The sequence below is a fragment of the Janthinobacterium sp. LS2A genome, from assembly GCF_036543145.1.
In the GTDB taxonomy this organism is placed as follows: Bacteria; Pseudomonadota; Gammaproteobacteria; order Burkholderiales; family Burkholderiaceae_D; genus Janthinobacterium; species Janthinobacterium aestuarii.
This window is the reverse complement of record NZ_JAZHPB010000011.1, coordinates 189100-203135: the sequence shown is the minus strand read 5'-3', so window position 1 is coordinate 203135 and position 14036 is coordinate 189100. Positions and strand designations below refer to the sequence as shown.

At 60.8% G+C, this 14036-nt stretch carries 11 protein-coding genes; 5 read left to right on the top strand and 6 right to left on the bottom strand.

Translation table 11 applies throughout. The annotated features are described in order from the left end of the window. Nucleotide 1 precedes the first annotated feature (1 nt). From V3C40_RS25715 to V3C40_RS25705, 3 genes are all read right to left on the bottom strand, one after another. Nucleotides 2-1321: a replication-associated recombination protein A gene (locus V3C40_RS25715; protein WP_034758659.1), complete on the bottom strand. Its 1320-nt coding sequence runs from the start codon at nt 1319-1321 to the stop codon at nt 2-4. Between the two features lie 73 nt (nt 1322-1394). Next, on the bottom strand, nt 1395-2051 hold the full coding sequence (gene lolA, locus V3C40_RS25710; RefSeq protein WP_257620488.1) for an outer membrane lipoprotein chaperone LolA: 657 nt from the start codon (nt 2049-2051) through the stop codon (nt 1395-1397). A 5-nt stretch (nt 2052-2056) separates the two neighbouring features. Continuing rightward, complete coding sequence (locus tag V3C40_RS25705) at nt 2057-4417, bottom strand: DNA translocase FtsK (RefSeq protein WP_070304042.1); 2361 nt, start codon at nt 4415-4417, stop codon at nt 2057-2059. A gap of 215 nt (nt 4418-4632) precedes the next feature. On the opposite strand from V3C40_RS25705, the gene trxB reads away from it, so the two are divergent. The 3 genes from trxB to V3C40_RS25690 all read left to right on the top strand — a co-directional run bounded on the left by trxB (nt 4633) and on the right by V3C40_RS25690 (nt 7033). Beyond that, nucleotides 4633-5586 carry a thioredoxin-disulfide reductase gene (trxB, locus tag V3C40_RS25700; protein WP_034758671.1) on the top strand — a complete coding sequence of 318 codons (954 nt, stop codon included), beginning with the start codon at nt 4633-4635 and terminating at the stop codon, nt 5584-5586. A 7-nt stretch (nt 5587-5593) separates the two neighbouring features. Continuing rightward, nucleotides 5594-6268, top strand: a complete 675-nt coding sequence (locus V3C40_RS25695) for a Smr/MutS family protein (RefSeq protein ID WP_034758675.1) — start codon at nt 5594-5596, stop codon at nt 6266-6268. Nucleotides 6269-6403: 135 nt separating this feature from the next. Continuing rightward, complete coding sequence (locus tag V3C40_RS25690; protein WP_034758680.1) at nt 6404-7033, top strand: trimeric intracellular cation channel family protein; 630 nt, start codon at nt 6404-6406, stop codon at nt 7031-7033. 143 nt (nt 7034-7176) lie between these two features. Here the strand turns inward: V3C40_RS25690 and V3C40_RS25685 are convergent, their stop codons facing one another. Both V3C40_RS25685 and V3C40_RS25680 read right to left on the bottom strand, forming a co-directional pair. Further along, entirely contained in the window at nt 7177-7515 is a 339-nt protein-coding gene (locus V3C40_RS25685; protein ID WP_034758685.1) for a P-II family nitrogen regulator, read from the bottom strand. 41 nt (nt 7516-7556) lie between these two features. Continuing rightward, nucleotides 7557-9173, bottom strand: a complete 1617-nt coding sequence (locus tag V3C40_RS25680; RefSeq protein ID WP_331778861.1) for an NAD+ synthase — start codon at nt 9171-9173, stop codon at nt 7557-7559. A gap of 91 nt (nt 9174-9264) precedes the next feature. Between V3C40_RS25680 and V3C40_RS25675 the strand changes: the two genes are divergently transcribed. Beyond that, entirely contained in the window at nt 9265-10398 is a 1134-nt protein-coding gene (locus V3C40_RS25675) for a GNAT family N-acetyltransferase (protein WP_331778882.1), read from the top strand. A 52-nt stretch (nt 10399-10450) separates the two neighbouring features. Here V3C40_RS25675 and ppa read toward each other — a convergent pair whose 3' ends face one another. Further along, a complete protein-coding gene (ppa, locus tag V3C40_RS25670; protein ID WP_034758697.1) occupies nt 10451-10993 on the bottom strand; it encodes an inorganic diphosphatase in 543 nt (180 codons plus the stop codon). 611 nt (nt 10994-11604) lie between these two features. Here ppa and V3C40_RS25665 point away from each other — a divergent pair. Next, the gene (locus tag V3C40_RS25665) at nt 11605-14031 is read left to right on the top strand and encodes a membrane-bound PQQ-dependent dehydrogenase, glucose/quinate/shikimate family (RefSeq protein ID WP_331778860.1); all 2427 of its coding nucleotides are present in this window, start codon (nt 11605-11607) and stop codon (nt 14029-14031) included. Nucleotides 14032-14036: the final 5 nt, after the last annotated feature.

The window sequence follows — 14036 nt, the reverse complement described above, 5'->3', positions numbered from 1 at the left end:
CTCAGCCCTTGCCGGCTGGTTTTCCTGCTTTTCTGTCCAGCTCGCGCAGCCACGCCAATTTATCGGCGATCTTGCTTTCCAGACCGCGCGGCACGGGCTGGTACCAGCCCGGTTCGGCCATGCCGTCCGGGAAGTAGGTTTCACCGGCCGCATACGCATCAGGCTCGTCGTGCGCGTAGCGGTAGGCGTGGCCGTAACCGAGTTCCTTCATCAGCTTCGTCGGTGCATTGCGTAGATGCACGGGCACTTCCTTCGACTTGTCTTTCTTGACAAACGCCATCGCCGTATTGAAGGCGTTATAGCCGGCATTGCTTTTCGCGGCAATCGCCAGGTAAATCACGGCCTGGCCCAGCGCCAGCTCGCCTTCGGGCGAACCGAGGCGCTCATACGTTTCCGCCGCGTCATTGACCATGGTCAAGGCGCGCGGGTCGGCCAGGCCGATGTCTTCCCAGGCCATGCGCACGATGCGCCGCGACAAATAGCGGGGGTCGGCGCCGCCATCGATCATGCGGCAAAACCAGTACAGGGCCGCATCGGGGTTGGAGCCACGCACGGACTTATGCAGCGCGGAAATCTGGTCATAGAAATTGTCGCCACCCTTGTCGAAGCGGCGCGAATTGAGGGTCAGCGCATTGTCGACGAAGGCCGCGTCGATCTTGGTCGTGCCCGTCGAGCTGGCGGCCGTCTCGGCCTGTTCCAGCAAATTCAGGAAACGCCGCGCATCGCCATCCGCATAGCCGATCAGGGTGTCGGCGGCCGCCTCGTCAAACGTCAGGTGCGTCAGCGCCGTGCTTTGCGCCTTGGCCAGCAGCTGCTTCATCTCGTCTTCGTTGAGCGATTTCAACACATACACTTGCGCGCGCGACAGCAACGCCGAGTTCACTTCGAAGCTGGGGTTTTCGGTGGTGGCGCCAATAAACGTCACCAGGCCCGATTCGACAAACGGCAGCAAGGCATCCTGTTGCGATTTATTGAACCTGTGGATCTCGTCGACGAACAACAAGGTGTGCTTGCCGAACTGGTCCAGGCTGTGGCGTGCCTGATCCATGGCCGCGCGGATATCTTTTACCCCAGCAAACACGGCCGACAGGGCGATGAATTCGCTGTCGAAGGCGTTCGCCATCAGCCGTGCCAGGGTCGTCTTGCCCACGCCGGGCGGCCCCCATAAGATCATCGAATGGGCCTTGCCCGCCTCGAACGCGAGGCGCAGCGGCTTGCCCACGCCCAGCAGATGCGTCTGGCCGATGACTTCGTTCAGGGTGGCTGGCCGCAAGGCTTCGGCCAAGGGCTGGCGCGGTGCGGTGGAAAAGAGATCCGCCATATTGAGTTACCTAATAAGAATGCAAAGGCCCCGCATTGCTGCGAGGCCGGCTCATACGCAAGGCGCGACAGTCTTAATTGTTGATGACGTCGGCGCCCTTGGGCATGACAAATTTAAAGTGATCGGCAGATAAGGCCGGATTCTTCTGGAAGTTCTTGAACGCCAGTACCGACGTCTGGCCGAACGAATCGCGCAACTCCATCGCTTCCGGCACGCCATTGCGCAGGCCGATGGTGATTTCGTCGAACGTCGTGTCCTTGGCTTTTGGTGTCGCCTTCAGCCATTCCAGGCCATCGCGCGTGCCCGCTTCGGCCAACGTAAAATTCTTTTCCAGGTCATTGCTGCCGAACAGGATGGCTGCTGGCGAGGAACCGAGCGCGTCGCCCAGTTTCTTGACCGTCACCTGGCTCAAGTCCTTGTCGTAGATGTACAGCTTGTCGCCATCGGCTTGCAGCAGCTGCTCGTACGGCTTCAGATAGGTCCAGATGAACTTGCCTGGGCGGGCAAACTCGAACGTGCCGCTGGCCGGCGTCGACACTTTGGCCTTGCCGCTGGCGTCCGCCTTCTTGACCTGGCGCTGCACGAACTCGCCCTTGGCCGACTTGGTGCCGGCCGCAAAGCTCTTGAATTGCTCGAGCGCACTGGCCGAGGCACTGGCCGCGAACAGCAGGCTGCAGGCAACGCTGGCCGCGCCGATCATCATTTTTGCTGCGAAAGTCGTGTTCTTCATTCTATTTACCCTTGTTCACTACTGGCCGCCGGCACCAGGATTTCCCGGTTGCCATTGGATTGCATGGTTGATACCACCCCGCTCTGCTCCATCTGCTCGAGCAGACGGGCGGCGCGGTTGTAGCCGATGCGCAAATGACGCTGCACCAGCGAAATCGAGGCGCGGCGGTTTTTCAGCACCACCGCCACCGCCTGGTCGTACAGGGCATCGGCCTCGCCGCCGCCCTCGCCAGGCACGCCGCCTTCGGCGCCGTCGCCTTCCAGGGTGCCGCCTTCGAGGATGCCCTCGATGTAATTCGGTTCGCCCTGCAGCTTCAGATGGCTGACAACGCGGTGGACTTCTTCATCGGACACGAACGCGCCGTGCACGCGCATCGGCAAACCGGTGCCGGGCGGCATGTACAGCATGTCGCCCATACCCAGCAGGGTTTCCGCGCCCATCTGGTCGAGAATGGTGCGCGAGTCGATCTTCGACGATACCTGGAAGGCGATACGCGTCGGGATGTTCGCCTTGATCAAGCCCGTGATCACGTCTACAGATGGGCGCTGTGTGGCAAGAATCAAGTGCAGACCGGCGGCGCGCGCCTTTTGCGCGATACGTGCGATCAATTCCTCGACTTTTTTACCCACCACCATCATCAAGTCGGCCAGCTCGTCGATGATGATGACGATGGTCGGCAGTTTTTCCAGCGGCTCCGGCGAATCCGGCGTCAGGCTGAACGGATTCGGGATATGTTCTTCACGCTTTTTCGCGTCGGCAATCTTCGCGTTGTAGCCAGCCAGGTTACGCACGCCCATCTTGCTCATCAGCTTGTAGCGGCGTTCCATCTCGTTCACGGCCCAGTTCAGCGCGTGGCCGGCCTGGCGCATGTCGGTGACGACGGGCGCCAGCAAGTGCGGAATGCCTTCGTAGACGGACATTTCCAGCATCTTCGGATCGATCAAAATCAGCCGTACGTCGAGTGGGTCGGATTTGTACAGCAGCGACAAAATCGTCGCATTGATGCCCACGGATTTACCGGAACCGGTCGTACCGGCCACCAGCAAGTGGGGCATCTTTGCCAGATCGGCCACGACGGGTTTACCCGCGATATCCTTGCCCAGCGCAATCGTCAGGCTGGAGACGCCATCGTTGTAGACCTTGGAACCGAGGATTTCCGTCAGGCGCACGATCTGGCGCTTGGTGTTCGGCAGTTCAAGCGCCATGTAATTCTTGCCGGGAATGGTTTCCACCACCCTGATCGACGTCAGGGACAGTGAACGGGCCAGGTCGCGCGCCAGGCCCACGATCTGGCTGCCCTTGACGCCTGTGGCCGGCTCGATTTCATAGCGCGTGACGACAGGGCCGGGGTAAGCGGCCACTACCTTGGCATCCACGCCAAAGTCCGACAATTTCTTTTCGATCAGGCGGCTCGTGAATTCCAGGGTTTCCACGGAGACCGTTTCCACCACAGGCGGCGCTTCATCGAGCAGCGACAACGGCGGCAGCTTGCCATCGCCCAGGTTCTCGAACAAATGGGCCTGGCGCTCCTTTTCCACGCGCTCCGATTTCACCACCGTCACCACCTGCGGTTCAATCTTCACGGGCGGCGCGGCCACATGTTTCTCTACATGCTTGGCCCGCTCGATGACCACCACTTCGTCGCGGCGCACGGCGGCCACTTCTCCCTGGCGGCGGTCTTCGCGATCCTGGTAGCGCAGTACGAACCAGTTGACGGCGTCTTCGATGGCGCCACCGATGCGTTCGGCCACTTGCAGCCAGGATACGTGGAAGAACAAGCTGAAACCCAGGCCGAACAGCAGCAACAGCAGCAAGGTCGCGCCCGTAAAGCCAAAGGCCACGTGGGCCGAGTGCCCGACCAGCTGGCCCAGCACGCCGCCCGGATCGCGCGGCAGCTGCACGTGCAAGCTTTTTGCCATGCGCAAGTATTCGAGTCCCATGCTGCCGATCAGCATGATGGAGAAGCCGACGATGCGAATCAGCATCTCGACATGGTGCTCGCGCTCCACCTCTTCCTCTTCCAGCAGGAAGCGCTTACTCAGGCGGCGATAGCCATGCCATACCGTGCGCAGCAGCCACACGCACCACCACCAGGCGGAAAAGCCGAAGATATACAGCAGCAAATCGGAAAAGGTCGCACCGAGCTTGCCGCCCAGGTTGGCCACCTTGTCGACATTGGTGGCGTGCGACCAGCCGGGGTCGAGCTTGTTGAAGCTGGCCAGGATCAGCACGAAATACAAGGCAAACGCGGCCAGCGCGAACCAGCGCGCCTCGGACAGCAGCCGCACCAGCCGGTTGGGCAGCGGGCGGCGTTCGACCGGTTTTCGGGTGTAGCTATTTTGATTGGCCTGGGCTGGTTTAGTCATTCTGGGAAGCGCTGCAAGGTGAAAAATGTTTCTGAAAGGGAATTTCCCATAATAAGGAAGTATTCTAAGCCATATATGCCTCGGACGGCCCCACGATTCGTCGCTACAGGCGGCTTGGTCTATAATCGTGGATTGCTTGCGCAAGCGCAATACGCCCTTGTTCTTCGCGCGTATGCCCCCAATTCGGATAGACCCCACTCATAGAGAAGCCTCCCATGACCACTACCAAACACGCCCGCGTTTTGATCCTCGGCTCCGGCCCAGCCGGCTACAGCGCCGCCGTCTACGCCGCCCGCGCCAACCTGAACCCGATGCTGGTCACCGGCGTGGAACAAGGCGGCCAGTTGATGACCACCACCGACGTGGAAAACTGGCCTGGCGACCCGATGGGCGTGCAAGGCCCGGACCTGATGCAGCGCTTGCTGCAGCACGCCGAGCGTTTCAATACGGAAATCGTGTTTGACCACATCCACACCACTTTCCTGAATGAAAAACCGATCCGCCTGAAGGGCGACAGCCACGAATACACGTGCGACACGCTGATCATCGCCACGGGCGCATCCGCGCAATACCTGGGCCTGCCATCGGAAGCGGAATTCATGGGCAAGGGCGTGTCCGCCTGCGCCACCTGCGATGGTTTCTTCTACCGCAACCAGGAAGTGGCCGTCGTCGGCGGTGGCAACACGGCCGTCGAAGAAGCGCTGTACCTGTCGAACATCGCCAATAAAGTCACGCTGATCCACCGCCGCGACAAGTTCCGCGCGGAAGCGATTTTGATCGACCGCCTGAACGCCAAGGTTGCCGAAGGCAAGATTGTGTTGAAATATAACCACACTCTGGACGAAGTGACGGGCAACGAAGGCGGCGTGACGGGTCTGAACATCAAGTCGACCATCGACGGCAAGGTCGAAGCCTTGAGCGTGCATGGCGTGTTCATCGCCATCGGCCACAAGCCGAACACGGGCATCTTCGAAGGCCAGCTGGACATGCACAACGGCTACATCAAGACCAAGACGGGCTTGGAAGGCATGGCCACCGCCACCAGCGCACCGGGCGTGTTTGCCGCCGGCGACGTGCAAGACCATATCTACCGCCAGGCCATCACCAGCGCCGGCACGGGTTGCATGGCAGCACTGGACGCCCAGCGCTACCTGGAAGGCCAGGAGTAAGCGTCGCATGGCGTCGATGAAAGACTTTGCCGACCTGAAAGCGGTCAGCAAGCAGCTCAAGGAGCAGGCCGACGCGCGCGCCCAGGCTGAAGCGGAGCGCGTCAAGCAGGTCAAGGTGCAGGCCGTGGAGAGCAATCTGTTCAAGGCCAGCATCGGCGGCGTCAAGCGCCTGCCCGAGTCGGACCGCTACGTGCCCAGCCTGCCCAAGGCGGGCGCCATGGCGGCCCAGCAGCCGGCGCGCAAGTTGTCTCCGGAAGAGGACGATGCGGCCGTGCTGCGCGAGTCGCTGTCGGACTTGTTCGAAGTCGACCATTACCTGGAAAACGATCCGGCCCTGAACTACGCCCGCCCCGGCGTGGGATCGGACGTGGTCAAGAAGATGCGCAAGGGCCACTGGCCCATCCAGGATGAGCTCGACTTGCACGGCTTGCGCCGCGACGAGGCGCGCGACGGCATCGGCGCCTTTTTGAACCAGGCAACACGGCGCAAGCTGCGCTGCGTGCGGGTCATCCACGGCAAGGGTTTCGGCTCGAAAGGCCAGGAACCGGTCTTGAAATCGATGGTGCACAGCTGGCTCGTGCAAAAGGATGAAGTCATCGCCTTTTGCCAGGCGCGCCGCTCTGAAGGGGGCGATGGCGCGCTGGTCGTATTGCTTTCTTCCGCCCTGCAGCCCATCCGCTGAGCACCGCAGCAAGAAATTACAATTCAGTAACAAGTTAGCTCATGCGCACGGCCCCGTTTGTCACCATTCGGGGCCGTGTCATGTTAACCTGTGACAATTATTTCCTGCTTAGCGTCTCGTGCACGCGCTCCACCCATGATGCCACCCCAATTGCCGCCTGGCTCGCTGATCAAGATCATTGAGGTCATCGCCATCCTGGTGGGCGCGTTTTCCGGCTTCATCGAAGCGCGCCGCAAGCGCATGGACCTGGTCGGCGTGTTCGTGGTGGCCTTCATCACGGCATTTGGCGGGGGCACTTTGCGCGACATCCTGCTCGACAAGCGGCCATTGTTCTGGGTCTCGCACCAGGAATACGCGATTCTCATCTTCGTGCTGGCCCTGACGGCCGCGCCCTTGATCCAGCACTTGCGCCAGATCGTCTCGGAACGCCTGATCGTCATCGCCGACGCCATCGGCCTGGGCATGTTCGCCATCGCGGGCGTGGCCGAAGCGACGCGCGCCGGCATGCCGCTCTTCATCGCATCGATGATGGGGGTGATTACGGGGATTTTTGGCGGCGTGATGCGCGACATCGTCTGCAACGAAGTGCCGATGGTGTTTCGCGACGGCAAACCGTATGCGATCTGCGCGTTCTTCGGCTGCTGGGCTTATCTGCTGCAGATGCACTTCGGCGCCGAGCACGACTTCGCGCTGTGGACCAGCGCCAGCGGCATCACGATTCTGCGCCTGATTTGCTGGAAATTCGATATGCGGCTGGGGCGCTGATGCGCCAACCGGCAACGTTATTGGCGGCGCATGTCGGCTTACGCGCTGGCGCGCTAAGCCGACCTACGGCACGACACCCATTGCTACGCGTAGGTCGGATTAGGCTCAAAGAGCCGTAATCCGACAACATTGCTGGCCCAGACTTACACCGCGTCCGGGCCGGTCTCACCCGTGCGGATGCGGATCACCTGCTCCACATCGCGCACGAAGATCTTGCCATCGCCGATCTTGCCCGTGCGGGCGGCCTTGATGATGGCGTCGACCACCAGTTCCGACACGCTGTCGTCCACCACCACTTCGACTTTCACCTTCGGCAGGAAGTCGACCACGTACTCGGCACCACGGTACAACTCGGTATGGCCCTTCTGGCGGCCAAAGCCCTTCACTTCCGTCACGGTCAAGCCCGTCACGTTCACGTCGGCCAGCGCTTCGCGTACTTCGTCGAGCTTGAATGGTTTGATGATGGCGGTAATCTGTTTCATGGCTACTCCTTAAAATTGTTAGATTGTGGACAGATGGCTGCTTATTCGTAGAACTTCGACGTAATCGGATAACGCCAGTCGCGGCCGAAGCCACGGTGCGTGACGCGGATGCCTACCGGCGACTGGCGCCGCTTGTATTCATTGATCTTGATCAGGCGCGTGATTTTCGCCACGTCGGCCGGCGGGTAGCCAGCCTCGATAATCTCGGCGATCGGCCGGTTTTCTTCCATGTACAGCTGCATGATGCCGTCGAGTACGTCGTATGGCGGCAAGGAATCCTGGTCCAGCTGGTCGGCGCGCAATTCGGCCGACGGTCCGCGCGTCAGGATGCGCTCGGGTATCACGTCCGACACGCTGTTGCGGTACGCGCACAGCCGGTAGACGAGGGTCTTGGCGATATCCTTGATCACGGCAAAGCCGCCCGCCATGTCGCCGTACAGGGTGCAATAACCGACCGCCATCTCGCTCTTGTTGCCCGTCGTTAGCACGATGCTGCCATGCTTGTTCGACAGGGCCATCAGCAAGGTGCCGCGGATACGCGCCTGGATGTTTTCTTCCGTCGCGTCTTCCGCCAGTCCGGCGAACTCGTCAGCCAAGGTGGCGCGGAAGGCGTCGAAGGTGTGCTTGATCGGAATTTCATCGTAGCGCACATTGAGGCGTTTTACCATGTCGCGCGAATCGATCCACGAGATATCGGCCGTAAATTGCGATGGCATCATGACGGCGCGCACCTTGTCGGCGCCAAGCGCATCGACGGCAATCGCCAGGGTCAGGGCGGAATCGACGCCGCCCGACATGCCGATCAGCACGCCAGGGAAACCGTTCTTGCCAATATAGTCGCGCACGCCCAGCACCAGCGCCTGATACACCTGCGCCTCGGTCGTCAACGGCGCGGCCAGCGGCTGCGGCACGGGCGTGGCGCCGTCGAATTCGACCAGTAGCAAGTCGTCCTCGAAGTGACGCAGCTGGGCGCACATCGTGCCGGCCGCATCCATCACGAAGGAGTCGCCGTCGAAAATCAGTTCATCCTGGCCGCCGACGAGGTTGGCGTAGACCAGGGCCATGCCTTGCGCGCTGACGTTCCTGCGCATGGTGTCATAGCGCAGATGCTGCTTGTTCATGTGGTAGGGCGAGCCGTTCGGCACCAGCAGCACTTGCGCGCCGGCCGCGCGGGCGCGCATCGGCGCGTGCTCGAACCACGTGTCTTCGCAAATATTGATGCCGAAACGCACGCCCTTCACGCCAAACACGAATGCCTGGTCCGACGACGTAAAGTAACGCTTTTCATCGAACACGGTCGTGTTCGGCAAATCATGCTTGCGGTAGGTACCCAGTACTTCGCCGTTCAGCAGCACGGAGGCGGCGTTGTGGCGCACGCCTTTCTCGTCTTGCAGGGGCAAGCCCACCACCACGTGCAGATCCTTGAACTGGGCCAGGTCGGCAGCCAGTCCCGCAAACGCTTCCTGCGTTTTTGCGTAGAATGCATTGCGCAGCAATAAGTCCTCGGGTGGATAGCCGACCAGCGACAGTTCCGGCGTGAGCACGATATCGGCGCCCGCTTCAAAGGCGCGGCGGGAAAGGTCGAAGATCTTGGCACGGTTGCCTGCCAGATCGCCGACCGTACTATTCATTTGAGCAATTGCGACTTTGACTGTCATGATGATGATGGATATTTTCGTTCTATTAAACAAGACAGGGGCGCGCAGGCCGGTGGCGGCGCCCCGAGAGTGATGAATGCACACTACAACAATGAATTATCGCACGGCTATCGTCACTACCCTGGCTGAAATTGGCGAAGCGGCCTGGTCTGAACTGCTGGCACGCCAGGCGGAGGCCAATCCCTTCCTTTCCTACGCCTTCTTGCACGCGCTGCACGAGTCCGGCTGCGCCAGCGCGGATACGGGCTGGCAGCCGAATTACCTCGTGCTGTGGCAAGGCGAAACCCTGGCCGCCGCCCTGCCCCTGTACCTCAAAATGCACTCGTATGGCGAATACGTGTTCGACTGGGCCTGGGCCGACGCCTATCGGCAGCATGGCCTTGAATATTACCCGAAACTGCTGTCCGCGATTCCATTCACGCCCGTGAGCGGCACCCGCCTGCTGGCCCGCGATGGTCAGGCCCGCGCCGCCCTGCTGGCCTTTCTGCAGGCGCAGCAGCAAGCGACCGACGTATCGTCCTGCCACATCCTGTTCCCGCCGGAAAGCGAAGCGCGCCAACTGGAGGAAGCTGGCTACCTGATGCGTAGTGGCGTGCAGTTTCACTGGCTCAATCCCGGCTACACGGATTTCGAGCAATTCCTCGCTACCCTCGAGCACAAGAAGCGCAAGAATATCCGCGCCGAGCGGCGCAAGGTGCGGGAAGCAGGCGTCACCATGCGCCAGGTACGCGGAACGGAGGCCACGGACGCGGACTGGAAATTGTTCCACCGCTGCTACAGCAATACCTATGCGGAACACCGCTCCTCGCCCTATCTGTCGCTGGACTTCTTCCGACGCCTGGGCGCGAGCATGCCGGAAAATATCCTGCTGGTAATCGCCGAACACGAAGGACGGGCCATTGCCGCCTCGCTGGTGATCCACACGGCTGACACCCTGTATGGCCGCTACTGGGGCGCGCTCGAGCACGTGCCCTGTCTGCATTTCGAGACGGCGTATTACCAGCCGCTAGAATTTTGCATCGCCAACGGCATCGCCACCTTCGAAGGGGGCGCCCAGGGCGAGCACAAGATGGCGCGCGGCTTCCTGCCGCAAAAGACGTGGTCCGCCCACTGGCTGGCGCACCCGGCCTTTGCCGACGCCGTGCAGCGCTTCCTCGAACGCGAACGGGGCGGCATCGATGCCTACCTCGATGAATTGAACGAGCACAGTCCGTTTCGCGCATAAAAAAACGCTCCCGGCCATGACTGGCGGGGAGCGTTCTTCTTACTCGGTGTTCTTAGGCTTTGGCGGCGTCGGCCTTGAACGCTGCAACGCCGTTCAGGATTTCTTCCTTGGCCACTTCCGGGCCATACCAGCCGTCGATCTTGACCCATTTGCCTTTTTCCAGATCCTTGTAGTGCTCAAAGAAATGCTGGATCTGGCGCAAACGCAGTTCGTTCAAGTCTTCCGGCTTTTGCCAGTGGCTGTAGATCGACAGGACCTTGTCGACTGGCACGGCCAGCACTTTCGCGTCTTCGCCCGACTCGTCGGTCATTTTCAGCACGCCGATAGGACGGCAGCGCACGACCACGCCCGGGATCAGCGGGAACGGGGTGATGACCAGCACGTCAACCGGGTCGCCGTCCGGCGACAGGGTGTTCGGCACGTAGCCGTAGTTGCACGGGTAATGCATGGCGGTACCCATGAAGCGATCGACGAAGATCGCGCCGCTTTCCTTGTCGACTTCGTACTTGATCGGATCGGCATTCATCGGGATTTCGATGACGACGTTGAAATCGTTCGGCAGGTCGCGGCCGGAAGAGACGTTATTCAAACTCATGGGATTCCTCATTAGCGGGTGGTGTTTTAACCGCGCAATTATAGCGAAGTACAGGCCGCTTGTGCGATGCAGCAGCAGCCCGCCGGCGTTTTGCGCGTCCTGCCAGCAACAGTGACGCGCCCGGTTCACTGCACCCCGCAGCCTGCCACCGGGACAATAAACAGGCTGCCGAAAATAATAAGTAGAAACACTTAAGCATTACTACGGTCAGTCACGAATTAATACCGTCAATATCTGCCTATTTTCATTTCAATATCACCATGCGGCAGACATGGTTATTATATTTGATATTGCATTTTATGCAGCCACTTATAACAACAGCGCCAGTCTTATTCTCCCCGCAATGCGGGCGCATGACGACGTCGCCGCGTCAACACACGCCTCCAGCCCGGGAATCTCCTCTTCCAGCATAATATTTGCGCTTATTTGAAGCATTTATTTATTCAAATGCCGAACCTTCCAAAAAATGGCACGACCAGAAGACAATCATCAATTCTGATAAACTGTCACATTCTGGTGTTTCCAAAACTTCGCATACTCTGCAAACAAAGCCTTCGCTAGATTCAATATGGCGCATCACGCGCCACCGATAAATCCTTGCAAAAAGGAATATGATGATTCCCTCTTTCCGGCCCGGGCCTTTATTAAAGGTCACCGGCGTTATTTTCATTCTGTTTGGCCTCGCCCTGCTGGGCGGCGGCATCTGGCTGGCCTCTCTGGGCGGCTCCTGGTACTACCTGCTGGCCGGTATCGGCATGCTCGTTGCCGGCGCGCTGGTCTTCCAGGGCAAGCGCAGCGCGCAACCGTTCATGGCCTTCCTGCTGATCGCCACCCTCATCTGGTCCGTCATTGAAGTCAAATTCGACTGGTGGCAATTGCTGCCGCGCCTCGACATCTGGTTTGCCGCCGCCGTCTGGCTGCTGCTGCCCTTCGTCAACCGCCGCCTGGCGCCAGCCGCCGCGGCGAAACAGGGACAAGCGGGCAAGACGGCGCTTTCCGCCGCCGTGGCCCTGACCGTCATCGCCGGTGTCATCGCCCTGTTCCAGGACTACCATGACCTGCATGGCGACGTGCCTGCCGAAAACATGGCCGCCACCGCCACGGGCGACCTGGCGCCCGGCGTCGAGCACAATGACTGGTCAGCGTATGGCCGTTCCGGCTATGGCGACCGCTATGCCCCGGCCGCGCAAATCACGCCGGCGAATATTTCCGGCCTGAAAGAAGCCTGGACCTACCACACGGGCGACTTCAAGGGACCGAACGACCCGGGCGAGATCGCCAACGAAGTGACGCCGCTGAAGGTCAATGACATGCTGTATTTGTGCACGCCGCACAATATCGTCATCGCCCTGAACCCGGACACGGGCAAGGAAATCTGGCGCCACGATCCGAAGATCAACCGCGACGCGGCCAGCTACCAGCACATGATCTGCCGCGGCGTGGCGTACTGGGACGTGAACGCGGGCCGCGCGAAGAACAATCCCGCCCCCGAAGCTGCCGGCATGGAATGTCCGCGCCGCATCCTGGCGCCCACCATGGATGGCACCATGATCGCCGTCAACGCCGATACGGGCGAGTCGTGCAAGAGCTTTGGCAACAACGGCGTCGTCAACCTGTACAAGAACATGGCGATGATCAAGCGCGGTTTCCTGATGCCGACCTCGCCGCCGGCCGTATCGCAGAAAATGGCCGTGATCGCCGCCAGCGTGACAGACAACCATTCGACGGAAGAGCCATCGGGCGTGATCCGCGGCTACGATCCCGTCACCGGCAAGCTGATGTGGAACTGGGACCCGGCCACGCCGGAAGATACGGCGCCTTTCCCTGAAGGCAAGAACTACACCAACAATTCACCCAATTCGTGGGGCGTGGCCAGCATCGATGAAAAGCTGGGCATGGTCTACATCCCGATGGGCAATGAAACGCCCGATACCTGGGGCGGCAACCGCAACAAGAATGGCGAGAAATTCAACAGCGCCATCGTCGCGCTGGACCTGGCAACGGGCAAGGTGCGCTGGGTCTACCAGACTGTGCACCACGATATCTGGGATATGGATATCGGCGGCCAGCCGAGCCTGGTCGACATCGACACGCCGAAAGGCAAAGTGCCGTCCGTCGTGGCCACCACCAAGCGCGGTGACATCTACGTGATCGACCGCCGCGATGGCAGCCTGGTCGTACCGGCGCCGGAAAAACCCGTGCCGACGAGCAATCCTGCCGCCGGCGACACCCTGTCGCCCACGCAGCCGTTCTCGGCCCTGACGTTCTTGCCTGAGCGCAATATCAGCGAAGCGGACATGTGGGGCACGACGCCGTTCGACCAGCTCGCCTGCCGCATCATCTTCAAGGAGCGCCGCTATGAAGGCCCGTTCACGCCGCAAACGGCTGGCAAGGGCGCCGTCATTTCCCCGGGCCCATTGGGTATCTTCGAATGGGGTGGCGCGGCCATCGATCCCGTGCGCCAGTTGTTGATCGTCAACCCCGACTACATGGGCTTCCTGGAAAAACTCGTACCGCGCGCGGAAACGACGGCCAAGGGCGGCACCGGTGGCGAAATGGGCTTGCAGCCGCAGACGGGCGTCCCGTTCGCCGTGGAAATCAAGGCCTTCTTGTCGCCGCTGGGCTTCCCATGCCAGGCACCGCCATGGGGCTATGTAGCCGCCGTCGACCTGCGCACGATGAAAAAAGTGTGGATGCACAAGAACGGCACCACGCGCGACAGCGGTCCCGTGCCGATCCCGCTGCCACTGGGCGTGCCCAGCCTGGGCGGCATGGTCACCACCGGTGGCGGCGTGACTTTCCTCAGCAGCACGCTCGACTACTACATCCGCGGCTACGACGTCAGCAACGGCAAAGTGATCTGGAAAGCCCGCTTGCCAGCCGGCGGCCAGGCTACGCCGATGAGCTATGTGTCGAACAAGTCGGGACGCCAGTTCGTCGTCGTCATGGCCGGCGGCCACGGTTCGCTGGGCACGAAGATGAGCGATACCCTGGTCGCGTATGCCTTGCCCGAAGGCGCCGCCGCACCGAAGAAGTAAAGTAG